The organism is Lewinellaceae bacterium (assembly GCA_020636135.1).
Taxonomy (GTDB): Bacteria; Bacteroidota; Bacteroidia; order Chitinophagales; family Saprospiraceae; genus JAGQXC01.
Genome location: JACJYK010000003.1, coordinates 129,291 through 156,258 on the forward strand (window position 1 = coordinate 129,291; position 26,968 = coordinate 156,258).

At 48.2% G+C, this 26,968-nt stretch carries 19 protein-coding genes; 11 read left to right on the forward strand and 8 right to left on the reverse strand.

What is annotated here, in order from left to right; genetic code table 11:
- Positions 1–59 precede the first annotated feature (59 nt).
- The 4 genes from mfd to carB all read left to right on the forward strand — a co-directional run bounded on the left by mfd (position 60) and on the right by carB (position 8,585).
- Positions 60–3,452, forward strand: coding sequence for a transcription-repair coupling factor (mfd, locus tag H6570_19800; GenBank protein ID MCB9321534.1), 3,393 nt, complete (start codon positions 60–62; stop codon positions 3,450–3,452).
- 77 nt (positions 3,453–3,529) lie between these two features.
- Positions 3,530–4,045, forward strand: a complete 516-nt coding sequence (locus H6570_19805; GenBank protein MCB9321535.1) for a PH domain-containing protein — start codon at positions 3,530–3,532, stop codon at positions 4,043–4,045.
- Positions 4,032–5,552: a PH domain-containing protein gene (locus tag H6570_19810; protein ID MCB9321536.1), complete on the forward strand. Its 1,521-nt coding sequence runs from the start codon at positions 4,032–4,034 to the stop codon at positions 5,550–5,552. The genes H6570_19805 and H6570_19810 overlap by 14 nt, the downstream gene beginning before the upstream one ends.
- 216 nt (positions 5,553–5,768) lie before the next feature.
- Positions 5,769–8,585, forward strand: coding sequence for a carbamoyl-phosphate synthase large subunit (gene carB, locus H6570_19815; GenBank protein ID MCB9321537.1), 2,817 nt, complete (start codon positions 5,769–5,771; stop codon positions 8,583–8,585).
- Here the strand turns inward: carB and H6570_19820 are convergent, their stop codons facing one another.
- The 4 genes from H6570_19820 to H6570_19835 all read right to left on the reverse strand — a co-directional run bounded on the left by H6570_19820 (position 8,586) and on the right by H6570_19835 (position 11,407).
- The gene (locus H6570_19820; protein MCB9321538.1) at positions 8,586–9,065 is read right to left on the reverse strand and encodes a gliding motility lipoprotein GldH; all 480 of its coding nucleotides are present in this window, start codon (positions 9,063–9,065) and stop codon (positions 8,586–8,588) included. It lies immediately after the preceding gene.
- Entirely contained in the window at positions 9,066–10,217 is a 1,152-nt protein-coding gene (dnaJ, locus tag H6570_19825) for a molecular chaperone DnaJ (GenBank protein MCB9321539.1), read from the reverse strand.
- A gap of 31 nt (positions 10,218–10,248) precedes the next feature.
- Positions 10,249–10,809 carry a nucleotide exchange factor GrpE gene (locus tag H6570_19830; GenBank protein ID MCB9321540.1) on the reverse strand — a complete coding sequence of 187 codons (561 nt, stop codon included), beginning with the start codon at positions 10,807–10,809 and terminating at the stop codon, positions 10,249–10,251.
- Between the two features lie 70 nt (positions 10,810–10,879).
- Complete coding sequence (locus tag H6570_19835; GenBank protein ID MCB9321541.1) at positions 10,880–11,407, reverse strand: TlpA family protein disulfide reductase; 528 nt, start codon at positions 11,405–11,407, stop codon at positions 10,880–10,882.
- Positions 11,408–11,509: 102 nt separating this feature from the next.
- Between H6570_19835 and H6570_19840 the strand changes: the two genes are divergently transcribed.
- Entirely contained in the window at positions 11,510–14,683 is a 3,174-nt protein-coding gene (locus H6570_19840) for an ATP-dependent helicase (protein ID MCB9321542.1), read from the forward strand.
- Positions 14,684–14,686: 3 nt separating this feature from the next.
- Positions 14,687–17,098, forward strand: a complete 2,412-nt coding sequence (locus H6570_19845; protein ID MCB9321543.1) for a zinc-dependent metalloprotease — start codon at positions 14,687–14,689, stop codon at positions 17,096–17,098.
- Between the two features lie 63 nt (positions 17,099–17,161).
- On the opposite strand, the gene H6570_19850 is transcribed toward H6570_19845, so the two are convergent.
- Both H6570_19850 and radA read right to left on the reverse strand, forming a co-directional pair.
- Entirely contained in the window at positions 17,162–17,569 is a 408-nt protein-coding gene (locus tag H6570_19850; protein MCB9321544.1) for a DUF393 domain-containing protein, read from the reverse strand.
- 18 nt (positions 17,570–17,587) lie between these two features.
- The gene (radA, locus tag H6570_19855) at positions 17,588–18,955 is read right to left on the reverse strand and encodes a DNA repair protein RadA (protein MCB9321545.1); all 1,368 of its coding nucleotides are present in this window, start codon (positions 18,953–18,955) and stop codon (positions 17,588–17,590) included.
- Between the two features lie 395 nt (positions 18,956–19,350).
- On the opposite strand from radA, the gene H6570_19860 reads away from it, so the two are divergent.
- The 5 genes from H6570_19860 to H6570_19880 all read left to right on the forward strand — a co-directional run bounded on the left by H6570_19860 (position 19,351) and on the right by H6570_19880 (position 22,886).
- Positions 19,351–19,713: a hypothetical protein gene (locus H6570_19860; GenBank protein ID MCB9321546.1), complete on the forward strand. Its 363-nt coding sequence runs from the start codon at positions 19,351–19,353 to the stop codon at positions 19,711–19,713.
- Between the two features lie 92 nt (positions 19,714–19,805).
- The gene (gene scpB / locus H6570_19865) at positions 19,806–20,402 is read left to right on the forward strand and encodes an SMC-Scp complex subunit ScpB (protein MCB9321547.1); all 597 of its coding nucleotides are present in this window, start codon (positions 19,806–19,808) and stop codon (positions 20,400–20,402) included.
- On the forward strand, positions 20,389–20,925 hold the full coding sequence (locus H6570_19870) for a DUF2480 family protein (protein ID MCB9321548.1): 537 nt from the start codon (positions 20,389–20,391) through the stop codon (positions 20,923–20,925). Before scpB ends, H6570_19870 begins: the two co-directional genes overlap by 14 nt.
- Positions 20,926–20,982: 57 nt before the next feature.
- Positions 20,983–21,921: a lytic transglycosylase domain-containing protein gene (locus tag H6570_19875; protein MCB9321549.1), complete on the forward strand. Its 939-nt coding sequence runs from the start codon at positions 20,983–20,985 to the stop codon at positions 21,919–21,921.
- A gap of 68 nt (positions 21,922–21,989) precedes the next feature.
- Entirely contained in the window at positions 21,990–22,886 is an 897-nt protein-coding gene (locus H6570_19880) for a hypothetical protein (GenBank protein ID MCB9321550.1), read from the forward strand.
- Positions 22,887–22,898: 12 nt separating this feature from the next.
- On the opposite strand, the gene polA is transcribed toward H6570_19880, so the two are convergent.
- Together polA and H6570_19890 are read right to left on the reverse strand one after the other, a co-directional pair.
- Positions 22,899–25,685 (reverse strand): DNA polymerase I, encoded by a 2,787-nt coding sequence (polA, locus tag H6570_19885; GenBank protein ID MCB9321551.1) that lies wholly within the window; start codon positions 25,683–25,685, stop codon positions 22,899–22,901.
- A 199-nt stretch (positions 25,686–25,884) separates the two neighbouring features.
- Positions 25,885–26,856 (reverse strand): DUF3078 domain-containing protein, encoded by a 972-nt coding sequence (locus H6570_19890; protein ID MCB9321552.1) that lies wholly within the window; start codon positions 26,854–26,856, stop codon positions 25,885–25,887.
- Positions 26,857–26,968 lie beyond the last annotated feature (112 nt).

The following is a 26,968-nucleotide window of genomic DNA, read 5'->3' on the forward strand; positions in this document are numbered from 1 at the left end:
ACCCTTTTCCATTTTAGGGCACCTCGAAAATTTAATTCCCTTCTTGTACCTTTGCCCCCGTGGAAAATCTGCAGCGGCTACTGAATATCTACCGGCAGACCGCCATTGTCCGGCGTCTGCAGGAATTCCTGAATCAAAATTCTCCCGGAAGACTGCATCTGCACCGCATCGTCGGCTCTGTTGATGCCTTCTACCTTTCAGCGCTTACCCTGGAAAATCGGCACTGGAATCATTTGTATATAGCCCGCGATAAAGAAGAAGCCGCTTATGTACAGAATAACCTGGCCAGCCTCCTCCCCGAATTAACCACTTATTTCTTCCCAGACTCGTTTAAATATCCATTGAATTTTGAACATGTCAACCGGACCAATGTACTTACCAGGTCCGAGACCATGCATCAAATAGCTGCCGAATCATCCGGTCAGCTGATCGTAACCTACCCGGAGGCATTATTCGAAAAAGTAGTGCATCCGGATCTGCTCCGCAAGTCCCGCATAGACCTCAGTGTCAACGATCAAATTGATCTGGACTTTCTGATTGAGATCCTGGTTAACAACGGGTTTGAAAGAACGGACTTCGTCTATGAGCCGGGCCAGTTTTCGATACGCGGAGGGATCGTGGATATATTTTCTTTTGGAAACGAGCATCCGTACCGTATCGAACTCTTTGATGAAGAGGTTGAGAACATCCGGATTTTTGATCCTCTTTCCCAGTTGTCGGTACGTTCCCTGAAGCATTTGCGCCTGGTTCCCAACCTTAACTCACAGTTCACACCGGAACAAAAAGTATCGTTGCTGGAAGTCCTCCAGGAAAATACGGTGATCTGGCTGCAGGATACCGAATACCTCGTTGACCGCTTGCAATTCTGCTTTGAAAAGCTCGGCGCATTCGCCAGGATTTATCGTTCCGGTGACGAAGGTGTGGAAGCAACCCAGCTTTTTCAGGACCGCACCTTTATTTTTCCACATGAGATCATGGAAGCAGTGGGCCATTACCACCAGATCTATTTGTCACCGGACGCCATGGCTGGGGTGATCCAGTCCGTACCCATCCAGGTCGATCCCCAACCGAGCTTCAACAAGAACTTTTCCCTCCTGATAAGCGCATTGCAAAAACTGGAGCGGGAAGGCATGGAGATCTTCCTCTTTACTGAAAACACCAAACAGATTGAGCGGTTCTACCGGATCTTTGCCGATCTGAATGCCAATTTCGTTTTTCACCCGATCACCCAGGCGATCCATCAGGGCTTTATAGACCGGGACCAGAAAGTGGTGTGTTTTACCGATCATCAGATCTTTGAACGTTACCATCGCTACAATCTTCGCAAAGGGTTCTCCAAGGAACAGGCGCTGAAGCTGCGCATGCTCCGGGAATTGGAGCCGGGCGATTTTGTAACCCACATTGACTATGGCATTGGCCGTTATTCCGGGCTCGAAAAGATCACCATCAATGACCGGACCCAGGAATCCGTCCGCTTGATCTATAAAAACAACGATGTCCTTTATGTCAGCATCAACGCGCTGCATAAAATCTCAAAATACGTTGGTAAAGAAGGAACTGAACCCCAGCTATCGCGTATCGGCGGGGACGCCTGGAATAACATCAAGCGCAAGACCAAGCGCAAGATCAAAGATATCGCCAAAGAACTGATCCAACTGTACGCGAAGCGCAAGGCTGCGCCCGGACATGCCTTCCCTCCGGATGGATACCTCCAAACTGAGCTGGAGGCTTCTTTCATCTACGAAGACACCCCGGATCAATATCAGTCTACCATAGATGTCAAAGAAGACATGCAAAAGGCTTATCCTATGGACCGGCTGATCTGCGGGGATGTGGGATTTGGAAAAACGGAAGTCGCCATCCGGGCCGCATTCAAAGCAGTAGCCGATGGAAAACAAGTGGCCATCCTCGTACCCACGACGATCCTGGCATTGCAACATTTCAACACCTTCTCCGAACGGTTAAAGGATTTTGGCGTTACCATCGAATATCTGAACCGCTTTCGAAGCTCCAAAGAAAAGAAGGAGATTTTCGAAAAGATCAATGAAGGAAAGATCGAAGTCATCATCGGGACCCATAGCCTTTTGAATAAGGAGATTGTCTTCAAAGACCTGGGTTTGCTGGTCATTGATGAAGAACAAAAATTTGGCGTTGCCGCCAAAGAAAAAATCCGCAATCTGCGGGTTAATGTGGATACCCTTGTACTGACCGCGACGCCTATTCCCCGTACGCTGCAGTTTTCCCTGATGGCAGCCCGGGACCTGTCCATTATCCGTACTCCACCACCCAACCGGCAATCCATCCACACCGAACGCCGCGTATTTAATGATGATTTGATCCGTGAGTCCATTTATTATGAAGTCAATCGTGGCGGACAGGTGTTTTTTGTTCACAACCGGGTCAAAAACCTGGCCGACATCCAGGCAATGCTAATGAAGTTATGTCCCGATCTGGATATCCGCATGGCTCACGGTCAAATGGAGCCCAAGCAGCTGGAAAAAACCCTCATGGCATTCATTCACCATGAGATCGATGTTCTGGTATCAACCAATATCATCGAGACCGGTCTGGATATACCCAATGCCAATACCATTATCATCAACAATGCGCACCACTTTGGTCTGAGTGATCTGCACCAGCTGCGTGGACGGGTGGGCCGTTCCAACCGCAAAGCGTTCTGTTACCTCTTTTGCCCGCCACTATCCGTTCTGACCTCCGATGCACGGAAACGACTGCAGACCCTCGAAGAATTTTCGGATCTGGGCAGTGGCTTCGACATTGCCATGCGGGATCTGGATATCCGCGGCGCCGGTAACCTGCTGGGTGCAGAACAATCCGGATTTATTTCAGATATCGGCTACGAGACGTATCAGAAAATCCTGGATGAGGCTATCCAGGAATTAAAAGAAAAAGAATTCAAGGACCTCTTCGAGGATGAACTGGCCAAACAGGAGAACTATATCCGTGATGTCCAGATCGAAACCGATACGGAGATGCATATCCCGGACGACTATGTGAGTAATGTGCAGGAGCGACTCCGGCTATATACTGAATTGGACCAATTGGAAACCGAACAGGAGATCGCAGTATTCCTGGAAATGCTGGATGACCGTTTTGGTCCGGTCCCCGAGCCGGTCTTCGAATTGTTTGAAGGTCTGCGGCTACGCTGGATTGCACGTAAACTGGGATTTGAACGGTTATCCCTGAAAGCCAATAAGCTGCGTTGTTATTTTACTTCCAATCAACAGTCCCTGTTTTTCGAAACGGAATTCTTCAAGAAAACCCTTTATTACCTTTCAAAATACAGTGTTGAGCACCAGTTATCACTCAAACAATCTGCCCAGCATCTGATCCTGGTCCGCGATCATATTCATTCATTGAAGGAGGCTGCTGCTTTATTGACGCTGATCCATGGTGAAATAAAAGCCATTGAAGAAGTGCCCCCCATGTAATTGCGATTTATCGATAATTATCCGGATTTCTTCATTAAGCAGGTCGATGCAATTATTTTAGCGTAAAGGATATCCTTATGTTTTCCAATACCACCATTTCTCCCGATGAGCTACCCAAGGTGGAATTCCTGGAGTATCAACCACTGCATCCGGAATACCGGCAAATCATGATCCTCCGGGTATTGCTGTTTAATGCGGTTCTGCTGGTTGGATTGATCATTTATATTGCCTTCAATGGTTTAGCATTAAAATGGATCGGGATGACCGGCGCCTTATTCCTTCTATTTGTCGGTGCCCAGATCATCATAGCCTATCGAAATTTTGCTTATAAGGGCTATGCCGTCCGTCAGCACGACCTTGTTTATACCTCCGGGTGGCTGTTCCGGAAATGGACTGCCATATCTTTTAATCGTATCCAGCATAGCGAAGTCTCCCAGGGATTGATCGAGCGTATGTTCGATCTGAGCACCCTGGAGGTCTTTACGGCCGGTGGTTCCTCGTCCGATTTGAAGATAGGGGGCCTGCCGGAAAAGACGGCACACCAGCTCCGGGACTTTATCACCAGGAAAATCGCCCGGGATGAGGAAGAGTGAATCTCTGGATCTTCGCACACCTCATCGCCAGTCTCCGCTTGCCATTTTGGTCATTCTGTATGAATTCATCCGACGGATCCTCTCCGCATTTTGGCCGATTCTGCTGATTTATGTGGTTCGTGGCCGTACGACTGGTCAGAGTGGTGATCCGGTTTACCTATACATTGGTATCGGCATTTCTCTGGTATCCGTCATCGGATCGTTGATCTCCTATTTCAGGTATTATTATTACGTCACCGATTCGGATCTGGTCATTGAGAAGGGATTGATCGAGCGGAAAAAAATCACCGTGCCGTTTGATCGTATTCAAACCATCAATACCGAACAGAAGATTATCCACCAGTTATTTGGGGTGGTCAAACTGGAAATTGACACGGCAGGTTCCAAGAAAAAGGAGATTGCTATCGATGCACTGGATAAGGGCGTTGCCGAACAAATTAAATTCTTCCTGCTGCAGAAAAAGAAATCCCTGCAGGGGAAAGAAACAGACGAAAAACGATCCCCGTCGGAACAAACCCCAGATTTTGGCCATCTGCGCCCCCTTATCCGGCTCTCTGTTGCCGACCTGATTAAGATAGGTGTCAGCCAGAATCATATCCAGACCGCCTTGCTGATCATCGGTTTTGGCATCGGGTTTCTGGATGATATTCAGGAACTCATCAACTTCGATCTGTACAGTTGGGTTCAGGGACAGATCGGACAAGCCAGTGCTTCTTATGTGATCTTCCTCCTCATGGTCTTGCCTTTCCTGCTATTAATTACTTTCGTCATTACCCTCATCCGTACAGTGATCCGGTTTTATCAGCAAAAAGTCTGGATTGCCGGAGATGGTATCCAGTTGGAGTCCGGATTATTTACCCGGCACCAGTCGTTCATCCACCGGCAGAAGATCCAGCGTATCCAGTGGTCACAAAATCCCATCAAACGAATCTTCAGACTGTTTGAGTTGCGTATTTATCAGGCCAGCAGCCAGCAGGAAAATGCTAAAAAAACCAATCAAATACCGGGTTGTTACCGGGAAGCCCTGGAAGCATTAAGAGACACCACATTTCCGCGGGAATGGTTTGAGACGATGGATTATGTGCAGGTCAGTAGTCATTATCGTGGCAGGCTGTGGTTGTATTTTGGGATCCTTCCCGGTATTTTGCTGGGCTTGCTGGGTTATCAGCAGGATGGACTTCCCGGGCTGTGGTTCCTGATCTGGATTCCTTTGGTATGGTGGTGGGCAGGTATTGTTGTGCGGCGCTGGCGCATTGGCCTCAATGATTTTGCCCTTTACCTCAAACATGGTTTCTGGGAAGTCAAGGAAGATTTCATCCCTCTCTATAAAATTCAGGCTGTCCGGCTAAAACAGAGCCCTTATCAGCAATCACACCAATTAGCGTCCTTAGCCATTTCCACCGCCTCCGGTAGTCTTGAAGTGCCTTATTTGCCCCTTGATCTTGCTCAGCGATTGATGAATTATCTGCTCTACCGGGTAGAATCCAGCCATCTTGCCTGGATGTAAAGACATAAGTTCGTCTGCCCTGAAAATACCTGAATCACTGGCTCCTTCGTCTTACAAACCTTACCTTTGAGGTCATCCATGATTTGAATGGATTCCTTTCCGGTAAATTGAGAGCCCTGATTCTGGTTACATTCACCAATGCTGTGAGCCAATTTCCAAATTCATGTTTTGGTTAACCTGCCACAGTGCCTATATTTGCACGAATTTTCGCTTACCATGCCAAAAGACAACTCAATTAAGTCGGTACTCATTATCGGTAGTGGCCCTATCATTATTGGTCAAGCTTGTGAGTTTGATTACTCCGGATCTCAAGCTTCCCGGTCCTTACGGGAAGAAGGCATTGAGGTGACCCTGATCAATTCGAATCCGGCTACCATCATGACCGATCCGGTTACGGCGGATCACGTGTACCTCTTGCCATTGACCATTGAAAGCCTGGAGAAGATCCTGAAAGAACGTCAGATCGATGCGGTGTTGCCTACCATGGGCGGACAGACAGCTCTCAATCTGGCGAAGGAAGCGGATCAGCTAGGGATCTGGAAGGATTACGGCGTGCGACTGATTGGCGTCGATATCAACGCCATCGAGTTGACTGAGAACCGGGAAGAATTTCGGAAACATGTCATTAGCCTGGGTCAGGAAGTAGCTCCTTCGATGATCGCCAATTCATTCCTGGAAGGTAAAGAGGCTGCACAAAAGATCGGGTTTCCTCTGGTCATACGGCCTTCATATACTTTGGGAGGTACCGGAGGAAGCTTTGTCATGAAATCGGAGGACTTTGATGAAGCATTGCGCCGTGGACTGGATGCTTCACCGACGCATGAGGTCCTGATCGACAAAGCCGTATTGGGATGGAAAGAATTTGAGCTGGAACTACTCCGCGATAATGGCAATAATGTCGCCATCATCTGTACGGTTGAGAACCTGGACCCAATGGGTATCCACACCGGTGACAGCATCACCATTGCGCCGGCAATGACCTTGTCGGACACCGCTTTTCAGCAAATGCGGGACGATGCCATCGAACTGATGCGCTCTCTCGGCAATTTTGCCGGCGGATGTAATGTACAGTTTGCCCTGGATCCGGCTACCGAACAACTACTGGTCATCGAAATTAATCCCCGGGTTTCGAGATCTTCGGCACTGGCAAGTAAGGCAACCGGATATCCGATTGCCAAGATCGCTGCTAAACTTGCGATCGGGTACAATCTCGATGAGCTTAAAAATCAGATCACCAAAACAACTTCTGCTTTCTTTGAGCCGACCCTTGATTATGTGATCGTCAAAATGCCAAGATGGAATTTTGATAAATTTTATGGTTCCGATCACACCCTGGGATTGCAGATGAAATCGGTGGGTGAAGTAATGGCAATCGGCCGTACTTTCCTGGAGGCCATGCAGAAAGCCTGCCAATCGCAGGAGAATAACCGCATGGGCCTGGGTGCCGATATGAAGGAGTGGATCCGTACCGCTGATATTTTAGAACGACTTGAAAAAGTAAGTGACGACCGCATTTACAGGGTAAAAGATGCCATGCGCCTGGGCGTCCCGGCAAAAACGGTCCATAAGCTAACCAAAATTGACCCGTGGTTCCTGCGTGAGATCCGCAGGCTGGTTCAGATAGAAGAACAACTGCAGCGCTACAATGTGGCAGAAGATCTTCCGCGTGAGTTTCTTCTGGACCTGAAGAAAATGGGCTACTCGGATGGCCAGATAGCCTGGGTGCTGCGGATCAAAGAAGAAGAAGTAACCCATTATCGTAAAAAACTCGGTATCCGGCGTGCTTATAAAATGGTGGATACGTGTGCGGCAGAATTTGAAGCCAGAACCCCGTATTTCTATTCCACGTTTGAAAGCGAAAATGAAAGCATTCCCAGTGACCGTAAAAAAGTGATCATCCTGGGCTCAGGCCCCAATCGCATCGGTCAGGGCATTGAATTCGACTATTGCTGTGTGCACGGCGTATTGGCGGTCAAAGAAGCGGGCTATGAAGCCATCATGGTCAATTGCAATCCGGAGACCGTTTCAACCGACTTTGACGTAGCAGACAAACTATACTTTGAACCAGTTTACTGGGAGCATCTGGAAGAGATCATCGAACTGGAAAATCCGGTGGGCGTTATCGTCCAGCTGGGTGGCCAGACCGCCCTTAAGCTCGCCCAGAAACTTCATGAAAAAGGTATCCCGATCATCGGTACCGACTTCCCCGATATGGACCTGGCCGAGGACCGTGGCGCCTTCTCCGAATTGCTCAAAAAGCTGGAGATTCCGTATCCCAAATTCGGGGTGGCCACCAATGTCGATGAAGCGCTGGATGTCGCCAATACCATCCCGTATCCTCTGCTGGTCAGGCCTTCTTACGTTTTGGGTGGACAGCGAATGCGTATTGTGATCAATGATCAGGAGCTGGAATACACCGCCCTGGACATCTTTAAACACCTTCCGGACAATAAGATCCTCATCGATCAGTTCCTGGAAAGAGCTAAAGAAGCAGAAATCGACGCCATCTGTGACGGTGAGGACATCCATGTAATGGGTATTATGGAACACATCGAGCCGGCCGGTATCCATTCCGGAGACAGTTCTGCCGTATTACCTCCTTACAGCCTGGGTCCCCTGGTCATCGAAACCATGGTTGAATACACGCGCAGACTGGCACTGGCCCTTAAGATCAAAGGCCTGATCAATATCCAGTTTGCCATCAAGAATGATAAAGTGTATGTGATCGAAGCCAACCCCCGTGCCTCCCGTACCACTCCATTCATCGCCAAAGCCTATAATGTACCCTACCTGAATGCAGCAACGCATGTGATGCTGGGGCACAAGACGTTAAAGGACTATCATTTCGAAAACATCCTGAACGGATATGCCATTAAGGTTCCGGTATTCTCCTTTGAGAAATTTCCGAATGTGGACAAGAATCTCGGCCCGGAGATGAAATCCACGGGAGAAGCCATCTATTTTATTGATAGTCTTCGCGATCCTTATTTCCGTGATCTGGAGAGTAAGCGATCGATGTTCTTATCGAGGTAATTATTGTATTGCTGCCGCTGGAGCTATGGCCAGCTGGATTTTGTGGATGCCTGCAATGGGTGATTCCCGCATGTATTGCTCCAGACAGATGGTATACGCTCCTGCCTGATTAAAAAAGGCATTCGTCTGCAGGGGTATATGGATTGAGCACCGGTCGCCCCGGCAAGTACCGTTCCACAAACCATTTTTATCGGCTAGTTCAAGCGACAAGGTCTGATCCTTCGTGGTACCATCCGGATAGGTCGTATGGAACTGGGTATAGATGTTCTGGTATGCATAGCTGGCATCATAATCAATATCCAACCAGAAATCGTAATGAGCAGAGGTATCATTGATGGTAAAATGAAAACAAACTGTATCCTGATAGGACCAGCCGCTCTCCGCTATGGTAACAGCCTCCTTATAGATGTATTTGGATCCGCAGCCCGTTAAAATCGCCAACAGTGATAATGCAGTAATGATCTTTTTGGTAGGATTCATTTATCTGAAGTAATCTCTCATTTTCTCAAAAAAGCCACGTTCACCTTTTCCCGGTTTAGGATCAAAGTTGGATAACTCACGCATACGTTCCAGCAATTTACGCTCTTCATCAGAGAGGGATTTGGGCGTCCAGATATTGACATGGACTAACAGATCTCCCTTTTCATAACTCTGGACCACCGGTAATCCTTTTTCTTTCAACCGGAATATTTTACCGCTTTGGGTGCCGGCAGGGATTTTGATCTTTACCTGTCCCTGCAGCGTCGGAACTTCCACCGAGCTTCCCAAGGCGGCATCGGCAAAATTGAGGAATAACTCATACACCAGGTTCATGCCGTCGCGCTCCAGAAAATCGTGCTGTCGTTCGGTGATGCTGATCAGCAGGTCCCCGCTGGGTCCTCCTTTGCTTCCGGCATTGCCTTTTCCACGCATCGATAACTGCATGCCCTCTTCGACACCAGCCGGGATCTCTATTTCCAGCGTCTCTTCTCCATAGACACGGCCATCACCTTTACAGGTGCCACAATAAGCAGAAACGGTCTGTCCGGTACCATTACAGGTGGGACATGGTGCCGTCGTCTGCATCTGACCAAGGAAAGTGGACCGGATCTGACGAACATAACCGGAACCGTTGCAGGTGCCACAGGTGCGCACAGAGGACTTATCCTTCGCTCCGGTGCCCGAGCAGGTCGAACATTGGATCTGCTTTTTTACTTTGATCTTCTTGGTGGCGCCGGTTGCTATTTCCTCCAGGGTCAGCGGGACGTTGATGCGAAGATTGGAACCTTTTTGCCCACTAGGCCGTGAACCCCGGCTTGAACCCCCAAAAAATCCTTCGAAAGGTGAATCACCAAAAATATCTCCAAACTGACGGAAGATATCTTCCATGGTCATACCTCCACCACCAAAGCCGCCACCCATGTTGGGGTCGACCCCGGCATGGCCGTAACGGTCGTAGCGTGCCTTTTTGTCCTTATCACTCAGGACTTCATAGGCCTCTGCGGCCTCTTTAAATTTCTCTTCAGCGGATTTATCGCCCGGATTTTTATCCGGGTGAAACTGCATTGCGATCTTACGGTAGGATTTTTTGATGGTTATCTCATCCGCAGTGCGCTCAACACCAAGTATTTCGTAATAATCTCGTTTCGCCATAAAAATATGGATGGTTGCGTCTGTGACGGTCTTAACTGCCTACCACTACTTTCGCGTACCGTATTATTTTGTCATTCAATGTATACCCTTTCTCGACGGTATCGATCACTTTTCCTTTCATTGCTTCACCCATAGGAATTTCAGAGATGGCCTCATGCAGTTCGGGGTTGAAATCGGCACCATTGGATTCCATGGCCTTTAAACCCTGTTGTTCCAGGATATGATACAACCTTTTGTACACCATGGCGACACCTTCCGAGAAGACTTCTGCGCTTTTGTTATCCTCAGCACTTTTCTTGGCACGGTCAAAGTCATCCAATACCGGTAAGAGGGATTGGATGGTTTCCTGACCTGCTGTTTTCATCAGATCCAGGCGCTCCTTGATGGTGCGTTTTTTATAATTGTCAAATTCGGCAAACAGGCGCAAATATTTGTCTTTCAACTCATCCAGTTCTTCCTGCAGCGAATCCTGTGCTTTGTTTTTCTTTCCTTTCTGCTTCAAATCGGCATCTTCCTGGGCGGAATCCTGATTTGGCATGGTGGCTTCGGTTCCATTTTGTGTGTCCGGTGTTTCTTGCGGATCCTTGCTCATATTTCTACGTTTTTTCCACATAGCTCCTATCAATTTGCCTGCCAAGTTGGATATTCAGTCATTTTGGCAGTCATGATGTCATACGTCTGTCAAAAAAAGTGCTAATAAATTCAATATCAGGATTTACCGCGACAATTTTACCACTTGGATTCACCAGGTAAGAAGTGGGAATTTGCCGGATACCGTATCGTTTAGCTACCGGGCCCTGAAAATTTTCTCCGTCGGTAAAATGGTTGGGCCAGTCCAGACCATCTTGATTAATGGCTTGTTTCCATCGTTCCGGATCTCCCTCTATGGCAATGTTAATCACTTCAAATCCGCTTCCATCTTTGAACGCAGCATGATGGTATTTTGCATAGAGTTCCCGGATCTTGGGGTTTTGTGCCCGGCATGGTCCACACCAACTCGCCCAAAAATCTATCAGTACATACTGGCCCTGAAAATCACTTAGTTTTTTTGTTTCCCCGGCAAGATTGACAAACTCAAATCCGGGCGCATCAATACCGGCTTTGTATTTGGGTTTGAAATAAAGGTATTTAGCCAGCCAATACAGACCCAGAATCAAAATCAGTATCCCCAAAAATCGAATAAAACGCATGCTGCGGTCCTTTGCAGCAAAGATACGTCTTCCATACCTTCCCAACCTAACCGGCACGGATCGGTAGTTTCCTGCCTGTGTACAAATCCGTACCTTTAGGTGATGTCAAGAGATTCACAACTCCTGCTGGATTTTGCGTCCCGGGCACGACAGGATGCCCGGTTTATGGATGCACTGGATCACCTCAATGCCGAACAAAAAGAAGCGGTTAATGCGATCGAGGGTCCGGTACTGGTCGTTGCCGGACCAGGGACTGGTAAGACGCAGATCCTGGCTTTGCGTATTGGACAAATCCTGCAATTGACCGACACGGACCCCCATAACATCCTCTGTCTTACCTATACCGAAGCCGGCGTATTTGCGATGCGTCAACGGTTATTGCAATACATCGGACCGACCGCCTACCAGGTGCAGATCCACACGTTTCATTCGTTCGGGAATCATCTCATACAGCAATACCGGGATATTTTCGGAGCCTACCGCGATCTTCAGCCAGCTTCAGAACTGGAATTGATCACCATCTACCGGCAACTGATTGATCAGCTTCCCAAAGATCATCCCCTGAAGCGCCTCCGGGGTGATTTGTATTTTGATGTTCCCCGGTTACGCCATCTTTTTGAGTACATGAAGAAGGAAAACCTGGATGCGAATGCATTTGTAGCACTCCTGGATGATGAGATCGACAGGTTACTGAATGACCCGGACTCGATAGTTACAAAAGGTCGCCGGCAAGGTGATATAAAAAAGTCTGTCCTGGAGAAGATCGTCAAATGGGAGAAGACCAAATATGCCGCGAGATTATTACCAAAATATGATGAGGCGTTACAGGCAAATCATCGGTATGACTATGGTGATATGATCCAGTGGGTGCTGAAGGAATTGCAACGCAACGCAGATCTGCTCGCTTCACTTCAGGAACAATATTTATACGTACTGGTGGATGAGTACCAGGATACCAATGGTGCTCAGAATGCGATCCTGGAAACACTTTGCCCGCCAGCGTTCCGGCCAAATCTATTTGTTGTCGGAGATGACGATCAGGCGATATTCCGATTTCAGGGGGCCAGTGTCCAGAATATCCTGGATTTTTGGGATCGCTACAAACCCAAAGTCATCCTTCTTAAGGCCAACTACCGTTCCGCGCAGCTGATCCTGGATGCCGCCGGAAGCCTGATCCATTCCAACCTGGATCGGCTGGTTCATCATTTACACATTGAGAAGAATCTTAAAGCCACAGGTCAAAATCAGAAGTATTCCGGGGCAATTCATCTAACCCATTTTCCCAACCGGGTGCAGGAAGAAACCGGAATTTTACATCAAATCAAACGCCTGCATGAAGAGGATCATGTACCTCTTGCCGAGATTGCCGTAATCTACCGGAATCATAAGCAGGTAGAGGATCTCATCTCCGTGATGGAGCAAAATCTGATACCACTCTCCGTCAAGCGAAAGGTCAATATCCTACAATTAACCCTGATCCGCAATCTACGCACGATCCTAACTTTTCTGCAGGAAGAATACGATCATCCATTCAGTCAGGACCATCTGCTTTTTGAGATGATGCATTATTCTTATTTCGGTATTGCTCCGATTGATATCGCACGCCTGGCCAAATATCAAAAAGAGCAGGCAGACCTCCGGAAAAAGCAGGGGCTGGACGAACACGATACCTTATCCTGGCGTGCACTGATTCTTGATTCGGAATTATTGCGTGTAGCAGGAGTCGCGGAAGCTTCACCAATATTACGTCTTGGCGAAAACCTGGAATCCTGGATGCGTGGGGTAAAGGAACTCACGCTGCAAAATTTGTTTGAACGAATATTAAAAGACGGGGGCATCCTGCAAGAGATCCTGCAGTCCACTGAAAAAATCTGGCTGCTACAAGTGCTAACGTCTTTTTTCGAGTTTATCAAGTCAGAAATGGTCAAGCAACCTACCCTTGATCTGGAAGAATTTCTGGAGATGCTCCGTAAGATGGACAATCACAGCATACCTCTGGAACTCATACGGGTTATTCATTCCGAAGAAGGGGTTCAGTTCATGACAGCTCATGGCGCAAAAGGACTGGAGTTTGGTTATGTATTTGTGATCGGATGTTCAAATAATATCTGGGAACGCAAAAAAGGTGGAAATCTGAACCAGTTTTCGATGCCTGCCAATTTAAATGCCAATGATAATGGCTCCTCGGTGGAGGATGAGAGGCGTTTATTTTACGTCGCAATGACCCGAGCCAAAAAGGCACTCTTTCTTTCTTATCCCCTCGAGAATGAAAGTGGGACCCATCTGGAAAAGTCACAATTCCTTTCCGAGCTGGAAGCGTCCGTTTCATTACCAGACGACTTCGAGCAGGTAGTTACTGATCAGGTGGCATCTTTCTACACCCGGCTTTTACTTCCGGAATCCCGGCCATTCCAGCTGTTGGACCACGACTGGATTGATCACCAAATTCAGGGATTGAAGATAAGTTCTACCTCGCTCAACAAGTTTTTGCGTTGCCCGCTTACCTTTTATTTCGAACAGATCCTTCGAGTACCTACTGCACGTACAGACCGGATGGGATTTGGTAATGCAGTACATCACGCACTGGAAAAATTCCACAAAAACATCCAGGATAATTCAACAGTCGAGGCCCTGATCCGCTATTTCCGCGAGGGGATGGAGATCCATCAGTCCCATTTCACCAAAAGGCAATTTGAAGAGCAATTATATTATGGCGAGCAGATTCTACCGGCTTATTACGACGCCCGGATCGCGTCCTGGCGGTCGTTAAAGGAAAAACCGCATGTGGAATTCAGGATAAAAGATGCTGTATACGCCGGCGTACCCATTTCCGGCATGATCGATAAAATTGAGCTACATCCGCACAGCATACGGGTCGTTGATTACAAAACAGGCAAATATGCTTCAAATAAATTAAAGCCACCGGCCGACGAACTGGACCCCGGAAGTGAATACTGGAGACAAATTGTATTTTATAAATTACTTTTAGACCAGATCCCCGAATACCGGCACCGGATGCAGGAAGGAGTCATGGATTTTATCATACCTGACAATTCTGGAAATTTTCAGTTGAGTACCATTACCGTACAACCGGAGGACGAGGCAAGTGTCGGGCGAGCATTGAACCATGCCTATGAAAGGATCAAAGCGCATGCATTTTATCCAGGCTGCGGCAAGGAGGATTGTTACTGGTGCGCATTGGTCAATCATCATTTTGATGTACAGCATGTAGAATCGCTCCAATTGGAAAGAGAAGAAATTGAAGAACAAGATTAATAAATGGAATTCATGAAAATCATATTTACCAGTCTCTTACTCGCACTATTTGGCTATGTTCAGGCCGCTGTCACGCCGGGTTATTTCCCCTATGAATGGGATAATGCCAAAGGCAAGATGTATCTGTACGTCGACAAGCTGGACCAGGAATTTTTATACGTCAATTCACTCCCCGCAGGCATAGGCTCCAATGATATCGGCCTGGACCGGGGACAGATCGGAGATGAAGGCGTGGTAAAGTTTACACGCTCAGGAAATAAGATTCTGCTCATTAAAATCAATTACGACTACCGGGCGGTCAGTGACGACATCCTGGAGCGGAAATCGGTAGAACAGGCTTTTGCCCAGTCGGTACTATGGGGATTTGATGTGGAAAAAGATACCACGCTGGGAGCGAGGATCGACCTGACCCCCTTCCTGTTGAGGGATGCCCATGGTGTTGCCAACCGCCTGGCACAGACCAATCAGGGCAATTACTCCCTGGATAAAAGCCGTTGTGCCCTCTACCTGGAGCGCACTAAAAACTTTCCGAAAAACACGGAATTTGAAGCTACCATCACCTTCACCGGCACACCAAAAGGCGGATGGATCCGCTCCGTGACACCGGACCCTACTGCTGTAACGGTCCGCATGCACCATTCTTTCATCGAATTGCCTGGTCCGGGATATGAGCCACGGGAATTTGATCCGAGGAGCGGTTATTTCGGCACCTCTTATGCCGATTATGCTACCCCGATAGAATCACCACTGGTAAAGCGCTTCATTACCCGTCATCGACTACAAAAGAAAGATCCGAAAGCCGCTAAAAGCGAAGCGGTAGAACCGATCGTCTATTACCTGGATCCCGGATGTCCTGAACCTATCCGCAGCGCGCTGCTGGAAGGAGCCCGCTGGTGGAATCAGGCGTTTGAAGCGGCCGGATACATCAATGCATTTCAGGTAAAAATGCTTCCTGATGATGCCGATCCGATGGATGTACGGTACAATCTCATCCAGTGGGTCCACCGGTCTACCCGGGGCTGGTCCTACGGTGCAGGAATCAACGATCCGCGTACGGGCGAGATCATCAAAGGCCAGGTCTCGCTGGGATCCCTGCGGGTACGGCAGGACTTCCTGATCGCCCAGGCTTTGTTATCTCCTTACGGCAAGAGCGATGACAATGACGGACCATTGCTTGATGTGGCATTAGCCCGCCTGCGTCAGTTAGCCGCCCATGAGGTGGGGCATACCCTGGGACTGGCACATAATTTCGCCGCCAGCACCAACGATCGCTCTTCAGTCATGGACTATCCACATCCTCTCTATGAAGTGACTGCTGATGGCAATGTCACTGCGGCCAATGCCTACGATGATAAGATCGGAGCCTGGGATAAGCGTACCATTCTGTATGGATACCAGGATTTTCCTGCCGGCACCGATGAGCATGCCGCTTTACAAACCATCCTTCAGGAAAATGAAAAAATGGGATTACGCTACATTTCCGACCGCGATGCGCGGGCAGCGGAAGGTGCCAATCCCTATGGACATCTGTGGGATAGCGGTTCCGACGCAGCCCAGGAATTAACCCGCCTGATCAAGGTACGGCAAACGGCGATGGATCACTTCGGATTAAATACCATCCGTACCGGCGCACCTTTGGGAACATTGGAAAACGCCCTGGTACCTCTGTATCTCCTGCCGCGCTACCAGATCGAGGCAACGAGCAAGGTTATCGGTGGCGTACAGTATGCTTACGATGTCAAAGAAACCAATACCGCTCAGGTAAAGCCCGTATCTCCTGCAGATCAGAAAGCAGCAATGGAGAGCCTTTTTGCCACTCTGGAGCCTCAGTACCTGGTTATCCCGGAATCCATTCTGCAATATTTGCCGCCACAACCGCTGGGTTACAACCGCGACCGTGAATTATTCAAGATCTATACCAGCCAGACCTTTGATCCATTGGGTGCTGCCGAGTCATCCGTACAGAATACCCTTGGATTTATGCTGGTTCCCGCGCGTCTCGCCCGGATCGTCGAACAACACGACCGCTTTCCAACCGCTCACATGTCCCTGTCGGATTACCTGATGGCCATTTCCAAACATGTAGGCTCCAATACCGGAAAAACGGCGATGGAAAAAGAAATAGGTCGACTTACAGAACAGCGCTTCTACTATACATTGATGGATGATATGAAACAATCCGGTGTATCCGCACAGGTGCGTGCCGAGGTACTCTTCTTCCTCAACAACGCCGCGGATCATCTGAATTCCGGCGGACAAGAAGCTGCCGACCAGGCCCATCGTTTTGCTTTGGCTGCGGCCATTAAATCCTACCTGGATGATCCGGGTGAATTTACCGTGCCTGAAGCCAAAGAAATGCCGGATGGATCTCCCATCGGTATGGAATGTATGAGTGGTGATACTTTTGATCATTAAGTTAAACAACCTGCATCAGCTCCTGGTCGGAGATCCGGTCTGCTGATATGATCGTAATTTTGACTAAAGGATGAAGCGATCCCTGATGGCCTTGGATGGCATCGGACAGGTCGCATAGGTCCCAAACCAGCGGTACCGGTTGCGGGCTATCCAATCGTAGATGGTATCCCTCCACGGTCGGGGAATGATCCTGAATATCCACAACCATCGCCATGGACGGGGCAGGATGGCAAGGATTTCCAGGACCGCGCTGCTCCGGTCATAGATCTTACCATCCTTCCAGAAGAGTACAGAATCCATCTTCGGACGCTGACCGGTGGTTTGCTCCAGCAATTGGTGTGCAAAATTTGAGTCCAGGGCAGCGACACGGATATGTTCCTTCGGGTCATGTCTTAATACCCAGAGGATAGACCTGTTACAAAGGACGCAAATACCATCGTACAAGAGATATGCTTTGGATTGAGGTTCCATACCAGACTAAACACCGGTTCAGGGCTCGATGTTTGCCCGTCCGATCAAATCATACAATTCCTGTATGCGGCTGATGGGAAGCAGGCGGATTCCGGCAGGAACCTTAATGCCTTTGGTGTTGTAAGCAGAAAGCACAAAGGTGTGCATGCCCAGTCGCTGTGCCTCCTGGATACGTTGTTCGATGCGGTTTACTGCGCGTACTTCGCCAGTCAAGCCGACCTCAGCCGCAAAACACCAGTTCGAGGGTATGGCCATTTCCTCCAGTGAGGAGATCAGCGCTGCTGCCACCGCCAGATCCATTGCCGGATCCATCACTTTGAGTCCACCGGCCATGTTAAGAAAAACATCCTGCTGTCCGAAGTTAAAACCACATCTTTTTTCAAGTACGGCCAGGATCATGGATAGCCGGCGGAGGTCAAAACCTGTGGTCGAACGTTGCGGCGTTCCGTAAACGGCGGTACTTACCAGGGCCTGCGATTCGATCAGTAGAGGACGCATCCCCTCCATGGTAGCCCCGATGGCAGCGCCACTCATATGATCTTCCGATTGGGATAATAATAGCTCCGACGGGTTAGTCACCGTACGCAACCCTGCCGCGGTCATTTCATAGATGCCAAGTTCATCTGCAGATCCAAACCGGTTCTTCAGAGTCCTCACCATCCGGTAGGTATGATGCCTGTCGCCTTCAAACTGCAACACGACGTCTACCATGTGTTCCAACAATTTTGGACCGGCGATCGATCCTTCCTTGGTAATATGACCGATGATAACTACAGGGATCTGTGATTGCTTGGCAAATTGCATCAATGCCGCTGTACACTCCCGGATCTGGGTGATGCTGCCGGGTGCTGCATCCAGCGCTTCCATTTGAATGGTCTGGATAGAGTCGATCACCAACACCTCCGGCTCCAGCCGCTTAGCTTGCTTGATGACTTTTTCCAGTCGTGTTTCGGCTAAAAACAGGGCGGTATCGGTTTGAGCACCAACGCGGGAGGCGCGTAATTTGATCTGTTGGAGGCTTTCCTCGCCTGAAACATAAAGCGTTGGCCGGGGATGTTGAAGGACCACCTGAAGCAGGAGGGTTGATTTACCGATACCCGGTTCTCCGCCGATCAGAATAAGCGATCCGGGGACAATACCACCTCCCAGCACCCGGTTTAGCTCAGCATCCCGGGTGTCCAGACGGGTATAGGCGGAAGCTGGGATATCCGTTAAACTCGTGGGCTCTTCCTCCAGGGTTCCGGACTGGGTGCGAATACTGGATTTTACCACAACCTCTTCTTCCCGGTAAGTGTTCCATTCTCCACAGGATGGACATTTTCCTATCCATTTTGGAGATTCAGAACCACAATTTGTACAATAATATATTATCTTCGACCTTGCCATTAACCCTTATTACCAATCATCGCCCCAAAAGCTATAAATTTATTGTTTAGTGCATGTTACTTTTTACACAGGGCACGTCTAAAGAGTGAAATTAAGAGATAAAGTTCTCTTAATTCTGCTTATTTAGGCATAAGTAGATTGTTTTCAATTGGTTTTTTGGGGTTATGCAGGGTGCTCCAGCGCAAGCTGGTAGTGCCCTGTTTTGTTTTAGGCCCTTATGTTTTTCAGGTTTGTATAGTGAAAAAAATGTAAATTGATTCACGATGCCCCTCCGTATTTGTCCCTTTTACGAGAAGTTGAATGTTTTTTAGCTCCAACTAAATTTTAGCACGGTTATTGCCGTTAAATAGGGATAGGATAAAAAAATTAACGGATAGACCTGATAATCAACGCGATTGCCACAGTTTAAATGGACATATATTGATGACATGGGTCAGCGGTTCAACATCGGCTTGTTCCATGGTAACAAGACTGGTCATCTGATGGTCTATTGTAACCAAAAGATCGTTGTCATCGATTTTAACGTGCTCAGGACTAAAACTTACTCATTTTTCATCGACGATGAGATGTGTAATCTCACGGTAGAACGCAAGAATAACCGATGGTACTACGGATTGGTCATAGATCACGAAGTTGATACCCCAAAGAACGCTCTGCGTAAAAAACTAAACCGGAAAAATGTCATCCAGGCGATTATTTTTCTGATTATCGTCATCCTCTCCATCTCAGCCATCACCTTGTTCTTCTCCTTTGTCTAGCCACCCGTGTGCCTACTGATGTGGTGCCTGTATATCCAAATGGTTTTACCACACCGTAAATTCCCTTATTTTCGCGGCTAAATCATCATGCTTTGGATCCTTTAGCGCTGCATATTGAAAGCCTGATCTTTGTTGCTGAACATCCCGTATCCCTGCAAGACCTGCAGGAAACCCTATCACAGGCCTTTGAACAGGAGATTCCGGAGGAAGAAATCCTTAATGCCCTGGACCAGCTGGTGCTGCGTTACCGGGAAGGTGATTTTTCTTTTGAGATCGCGGAGGTTGCCGGCGGATACCAGTTTCTCACTAAAGGTTCCTACTTCAATACCGTGGGCACCTGGCTGCGCATCACCAACAAGCGCAAGCTGTCCAAGTCAGCGCTCGAGACTTTGGCGCTTATCGCTTACAAGCAGCCGGTGGCCAAAGGAGAAGTTGAACAGATCCGGGGTGTCAATTGCGATTATGCCATCCAGAAACTATTGGAGAAAGAACTTGTTGAGATAGTAGGTCGTGGTGATGGTCCGGGAAGACCGTTGCTTTACGCTACGGCTCCAAAGTTCCTGCACTACTTTGGCTTAAAGAATATGCAGGATTTGCCACAACCAAAAGATTTTAAACAAGCTGAATCCGAGATCGGAAGTATTCCGGATATTGAAGAAATGGTAGCATATGGAAATGAAGAAGAATGATCCACTCGAACTTCCGGTCAACCGGGTAGCCGAAAGTGGATTGATGACCATCAACCTGGAACATTTCTACCCGGATGCCCCATTCTATAAATTTGACCTCAAGCCTTTCTTGTTCCGGGAGTTGATCCTGAAAGAAAAGGAATTCCGTGAGGCCATGAAACGGTTTGACTGGCAGGTGATGCAGGATCATATTCTGCTGGTTACCTGTTCTGCCGATGCCGTCATCCCCTTATGGGCATATATGCTGATTGCCTCTCATGCCCAACCCTATGCGAAGGATATTTTCCTCGGAGATCAGCCAGCCTACCTGGATGCCTATTATCACAAATGCATCGCCGCTCTTCCACTGGATGAATACCGCGATCAACGTATTGTCATCAAAGGATGCAGCGAAAAGCCGGTGCCTGCCGGTGCCTATGCCGCTCTTACCCATCATCTCCGTCCGGTTGCCCGCAGTATATTTTTCGGAGAACCTTGCTCCACGGTGCCTATCTATAAAGCAAACAACATACTGAAAGGTTAAAGTTTTGGCTTGTCTTCGGTTATTTATTTACCTTAGGTGGCTAAAAATCAATTAGATATGCACCTGTTCAAGAACTTCGCTGTATTTCTGGTGGCCGGATTTGTAGTGATGCTCTTCATTTCATATACCTCCCGTGAAGAAGAAACCCCTCAGCCTGCTGCTGCATCCCCAGCTCCATACGAGAATGAAATCCTGCCTCAGGTCATCAAAAGTATTCCCCTGGACCAGGAATATACGTTTGCCGGAGAGACGGTGCCCCTGGATAATTTTGATGTTTATGAGCGTTTCGATCGCGAAATGCTGGTTAATTCCTACTGGCATTCCAGCACCGTACTGAACATCAAGGCTGCTAACCGGTATTTTCCCATTATGGAGCCGATCCTGGCGAAAGAAGGTGTGCCTGATGATTTCAAATACCTGGCCGTTATCGAGAGTAATTTACGCAATGAGACCTCACCGGCCGGCGCCCGCGGGATCTGGCAGTTCCTCAAGAGCATCGGAGCCTACTATCATCTTGAAATCAATGACGAAGTCGACGAGAGGCTCAATGTGGAGAAATCTACGGAAGCCGCCTGCAAATACCTGAAGGACAGCAAACAAAAATTCGGTTCCTGGACCCTCGCAGCTGCCGCTTACAACATGGGCGATACCCGGCTGAGGAAAGAACTGGACATGCAAAAAACCGATAATTACTACGACCTTAATTTAAATGACGAGACCTCACGCTACGTATTTCGTATTCTGGCTGTGAAGGAAATATTGAAGGATCCCCAGGCATTCGGGTTTATCATCGAACCCCAGCAATTGTATAAACCTCTGGACAAATACAAGATCATCGAGGTAAAATCCGGCATTTCCGACTTAGGCACCTTTGCTGTTGACAATGGCATAACCTACCGGATGCTGAAAGTGTACAATCCCTGGCTGCGTACCAGCAAGCTGACGAACAAAACGGGCAAAACGTACGAAATAAAAATACCGGACGCCGCCGACTGATGTACATCGATTTGATCGCTCTTTCCGTATCCCACAGAGGCATTTTTTTAACCCATAAATGCTTCACTATGAATTGGAGAATACTAATACTGGTTGTTCTGTCGGTATCCACGGGAACCGCTCAATCCGTATGTGACCCGGACTCCACACCACCTGATCTTAAATTGTATGCGGGAACCGCGACTGTTGCACTGGATGCTGATTCGGCTATTATCATCTATGCCAAAGATCTTGATGCCGGGACGACTGATAATTGTACACCGTCTACCAATCTTATTTTTTCATTCAGTGAAAATCCTCAGGATGTCATGCGGACAATAACCTGTGCCGATGCCGGGTTGACTACGATGACCATCTATGCTTACGACGCATCAGGGAACAAGACTTCGGGAACAGTAATCCTTCTAATCACCGGAACGCTTTGCCCCCAGGTGATTGACGAATTTGATGTTTCGATTAACCTGATGAATTTCAAATCCAGCTACAGAACCGTTGTGGGATCCCCTTTAATCAAACTGACCGCTGGGAACGGCGCTGACACCAGCTCCATCCCGAATTCTTATTATTCCAGGCAGCCAGCTGGTTCTGGTATCTACCTGAAATTTACTCCGGAGTTCTATTCCGATTATGCAGGGCGATCGGTCAGGGTTGCGCTTCTCGACTCCGATCTGGACATCATCAACGGCGTTTCTACGCTGGATGTACTTGCCATTCGGAAACACATCCTTGGGATACAAAAGTTTTCCAACGCTTATTATGCGGAAGCAGCCGATATCAATGGTGATGGTAAAATAACCGCTATCGATATCATTGAATTACGACGCGTGGTGTTAGGTATTCAGGATTCATGGCGCTATGTGCCGAACTGGCATTACGAATTCTTGTCGGAACCAGTCTTCCTGGTTGATGAGTTACACCAGAAAACACTGAATTGCATCGCTGTAAAAACCGGCGATGTGAACTGAGATGATACTTGGTCAATGTGCTTCCAGCCAGTTGGTTCCAGTGCCCATTCCCACTTCGATGGGAACCTTCAGATTAGGCAGTGCATGCTTCATTTTATCCTCCACGATGTGCTTGACCTGATCCATTTCGCTATGGATTACATCAAAGACCAATTCGTCATGTACCTGAAGGATCATCTTGGATTGAATTCCGGCCTGAACAAATGCCTCGTGAATTCCTATCATCGCAAGCTTGATCATATCCGCTGCTGTGCCCTGGATTGGGGTATTGATGGCTACCCGTTCCGCGTTACTTCTCGATAATCCATTGCGAGAATTAATATCCCGGAGTATACGTCGCCTTCCCGAAAGGGTCTTGACATAACCATGATCACGGGCAAAGGCCACTGTTTGTTCCATATAGGCTTTCAAACCTTTATATTGCTTAAAGTAGTTGTCGATCAGCTGGCTGGCTTCGGCCCGTTTAATACCCAATTGGCGGGACAGGTTCAACGAACCTGCACCATAAATGATGGAGAAATTCACCGTCTTGGCATTACGCCGCTGATCGGAAGTAACTTCATCAATCGGCACGCCATAGACGCGGGCAGCAGTAGCCCGGTGGATATCGAGATTTTGCTCAAATGCTTCCAGCATTGCCTCTTCATGACTCAGATCGGCAATCAACCGAAGCTCAATCTGTGAATAATCCGCCGATAACAGAATATGGCGATCATCCCTGGGTATAAATGCTTTCCGGATCTCCCTGCCGGCTTCATCCCGGATGGGTATATTTTGCAAATTCGGATTTTCGGAAGATAGTCGCCCGGTGGCGGCCCGTGCCTGATTGTAGGAGGTATGGATCCGTCCGGTACGCGGGTTGATCATATTCGGTAAAGCATCCACATAGGTAGATTTCAGCTTGCTTAATTTCCGGTGATCCTGAATGTGGGCGACAATGTCAAAATCCAAAGCCAGCTCGCTCAACTTGTCTTCATCCGTAGAATATTGGCCCGTTGCCGTTTTCCGCCAGCGGTAGGGTATCCTGAGCTTATCAAAGAGGACTTCTCCGACCTGCTTGGGCGATGCAATGTTAAAATCGACGCCTGCCAGTTTATAGATTGCCCGTTCTTCTTCCACGATCTGTTTTGCCAGCTGTACCGAATAATCCGCCAGCATTTTGGCATCGACCTTCACGCCTTCGTATTCCATGCTGGCCAGGACTTGGATCAATGGAGATTCGATGCTGTCATATACCTGGAGGACTTGCTCTTCCTTCGCTTTGGGAAATAAGACCTTATAAAGCTGCCAGGTGATGTCGGCGTCCTCTGCTGCATATTCTTTTACCTTTTGTTTGTCGACATCCCGCATCGAAAGTTGCCTGGCACCCCGCTTACCGATCAGATCTTCGATCGGTATCATCTTGTAGTTGAGGTAGTTTTCCGACAGGTTATCCAGTTTATGCCTTTGGTCCGGCTCCATCAAATAATGCGCAATCATGGTGTCCCATAAGGCTCCCTTTACCTCGATGCCGTACCATTTCAGCATCAGCATGTCGTACTTGATGTTCTGTCCTACTTTCGCAATATTGGGATTTTCAAACAGCGCTTTGAACAGATGTATTTTTTCCCTGGCAGCCTCCTGATCTTCCGGAAAAGGGATGTAATAAGCATCATGGTCTTTCCAGGACAAGGACAGGCCCACCAATTCCGCCTCATTAGGGTCAAGACCGGTTGTCTCGGTATCGAAGCAAAACATGATCTGTTTTTCGAGTTCCTGGACTAAATCCCGGATCCCATCCAGGCTGTCAATCAACCGGTAGGTATGTTTGGTGTTTTCGGCATTTTTGTCCGCTACCGCATAAGCCGGTGCAGGAGTGGCCAGTTTTTCCGATACCTTACTATCCACAGGATTACCGAAAAGGTCTTTCTGTGTCTCTTTATCTTCTTCTCCGAGGATGGCATGAGCCAGTGTCCTGAATTCAAGTTCCTTAAATATTTCCGTAAGCACTTCCCGGTTCACCGGTTCGATTTCATACGCTTTGGCATCAAACTTTACCGGGGCATTCAAATCTATGGTGGCCAGTTTTTTGGATAACAGGGCCTGGTCAGCATACGTTTCGACGCGTTCCTTCAGCTTACCTTTTAATTCATCGGCATGAGCGATGACCTCTTCCACACTTCCATAATCTTTGAGGAGCTGAACGGCAGTTTTTTCACCTACGCCGGGAATACCCGGTATATTATCAACGGCATCTCCCTTGAGGCCCAGGACATCAATAACCTGATCAATGCGCTCAATTTCCCAGCTTTCCAGGATTTCCTTTACCCCTAAAATGTCGATGCCATTGCCCTGACGGCTGGGTTTGTAAAGCAGAATATGTTCGCTGACCAGCTGGGCATAGTCTTTATCCGGGGTGACCATATACACCGTGAATCCTTCTTTTTCGGCTTGTTTGGCTATGGTTCCGATCACATCATCGGCTTCATACCCATCCATCTCGACTATGGGAATGTTAAAGCCTTCAACAATCTTGCGGATATAGGGAAATGCTACCTGGATATCCTCTGGCTGGGACTCGCGGTTGGCTTTGTAGGGTTCATACATCTGATGTCGGAATGTAGGTGTATCGAGATCAAAAAATACGGCGATATGGGAAGGTTTTTGATTGCGCATCAAATCCCATAATGTCCGGACAAACCCGGTTATGGCGGAGGTATTGATACCTTTGGAATTAATCAGTGGCCGGTTGATGAAGGCGAAATGTGCCCGGTATACGAGGGCGTGTCCATCCAGTAAAAAGAGCTTTTTTTCCTGCATAGTTGTAGAGATGTTGTGCTTATGCAATGTTACAACATCTTTGCTAAACCGGTAAGGCAATCCTGGTACTTACAGGTTGAACCATCAAATCCGGTACGAGGGAAGGATCCATTTGCTTTTATCCATGAAACGCCGCTTTAAAAAACAAAATCCCCGGCCTTGAAGGACCGGGGACCCGCGAGGTATGCACTTCTATCCTTTATTTCTTGGATGATATGGCGTAGGAAAAGCCCAGTATCCAGTAAGTCTGCAACGGGTTTTTACCTGTGTCCAGCTTGCCTTCGGATATGGCAGCCAGTGATTCCTGTTTGTTATTCCGCAAACCGATGTCCAGCCCGATTCCAACTCCTTTCACGGCGGTGCTGAATCCGTTTACCCAGGTCCAGTTGTTGAGTTCAGATCCTTTATAGCTTAAGAAGGCAGAAAGGTTTGACTTCCAGGCTACTCCTTTTGTGATTTGGCGCGTGTAATCTGCTACGATCTTGCATCCCAGTGAAGACTCGTAATTGTAGTCACCACTGGAAAAGACAAAGTTGTAGTCCAGCGGATGAATTACCACCACCAGGTCTTTAACCGGAGTCCATGTTGCTCCAACCCCCAGGTCCAGATAACCCGGGTCGTTGAATTTACCATCGAGAATGGAAGTCCGGTATTCACCCAGTGCCGACAAAGCTATTTTATCCGATAATTTATACCCGTACAGGGACATCATATTAAAGGCGTCCGCTGCAACCTGAAATCCGGTAGGATCGGTACTGATGTCTTTATCATCAAATTTGATCCATCCAAGGGTCAGGTTGGCACTGTTCCGCCAGAAAGCCTTCTGATAATCGGCATTGGCAAATCCGGACAGCGTAGTACCAATGTTGGCTGCGGAGGTATTGGGCTGGGCTTTGGACAGCCAGTTATTAAATCCGGACAGGTTGAGTCCGATGTTTCCGAGCAATCCCTTGTCCCAGCGCGGGTACGGTGTCAACTGTTCTGTCAACGCTGCAATCTCGCCTTTGAGTCCATCAGCCTGACTGGTCAGTCCGGCAAGGTCTGCCTCCAGTTTGGCCAGTTCGGCTACTTTGGCTTCCTTTTGCTTCATCAACGCATCATTTGTCTGTGCTGTCATCTGGCTGATCATGAAGCAGCCGAAAACCAATACGAGTAAAACAATTCTTTTCATCATTTTAGGTGTTTGATTTTTAGCGAATTAATTTGAATCTCTGAACGGTGCTTACGATTATGAAATATCACTGCACCGGGTCTGGTTTCCGGGGGGCCTGCTGTTTTACAGA

Coding starts and splice junctions, on each gene's coding strand:
- H6570_19805 (MCB9321535.1), top strand. CDS start 3,530: ATGTTTTCCAATACCACCATTTCTCCCGATGAGCTACCCAAGGTGGAA.
- H6570_19810 (MCB9321536.1), top strand. CDS start 4,032: ATGAGGAAGAGTGAATCTCTGGATCTTCGCACACCTCATCGCCAGTCT.
- carB (MCB9321537.1), top strand. CDS start 5,769: ATGCCAAAAGACAACTCAATTAAGTCGGTACTCATTATCGGTAGTGGC.
- H6570_19820 (MCB9321538.1), bottom strand. CDS start 9,065: ATGAATCCTACCAAAAAGATCATTACTGCATTATCACTGTTGGCGATT.
- dnaJ (MCB9321539.1), bottom strand. CDS start 10,217: ATGGCGAAACGAGATTATTACGAAATACTTGGTGTTGAGCGCACTGCG.
- H6570_19830 (MCB9321540.1), bottom strand. CDS start 10,809: ATGAGCAAGGATCCGCAAGAAACACCGGACACACAAAATGGAACCGAA.
- H6570_19835 (MCB9321541.1), bottom strand. CDS start 11,407: ATGCGTTTTATTCGATTTTTGGGGATACTGATTTTGATTCTGGGTCTG.
- H6570_19840 (MCB9321542.1), top strand. CDS start 11,510: ATGTCAAGAGATTCACAACTCCTGCTGGATTTTGCGTCCCGGGCACGA.
- H6570_19845 (MCB9321543.1), top strand. CDS start 14,687: ATGGAATTCATGAAAATCATATTTACCAGTCTCTTACTCGCACTATTT.
- H6570_19850 (MCB9321544.1), bottom strand. CDS start 17,569: ATGGAACCTCAATCCAAAGCATATCTCTTGTACGATGGTATTTGCGTC.
- radA (MCB9321545.1), bottom strand. CDS start 18,955: ATGGCAAGGTCGAAGATAATATATTATTGTACAAATTGTGGTTCTGAA.
- H6570_19870 (MCB9321548.1), top strand. CDS start 20,389: ATGAAGAAGAATGATCCACTCGAACTTCCGGTCAACCGGGTAGCCGAA.
- H6570_19875 (MCB9321549.1), top strand. CDS start 20,983: ATGCACCTGTTCAAGAACTTCGCTGTATTTCTGGTGGCCGGATTTGTA.
- H6570_19880 (MCB9321550.1), top strand. CDS start 21,990: ATGAATTGGAGAATACTAATACTGGTTGTTCTGTCGGTATCCACGGGA.
- polA (MCB9321551.1), bottom strand. CDS start 25,685: ATGCAGGAAAAAAAGCTCTTTTTACTGGATGGACACGCCCTCGTATAC.
- H6570_19890 (MCB9321552.1), bottom strand. CDS start 26,856: ATGAAAAGAATTGTTTTACTCGTATTGGTTTTCGGCTGCTTCATGATC.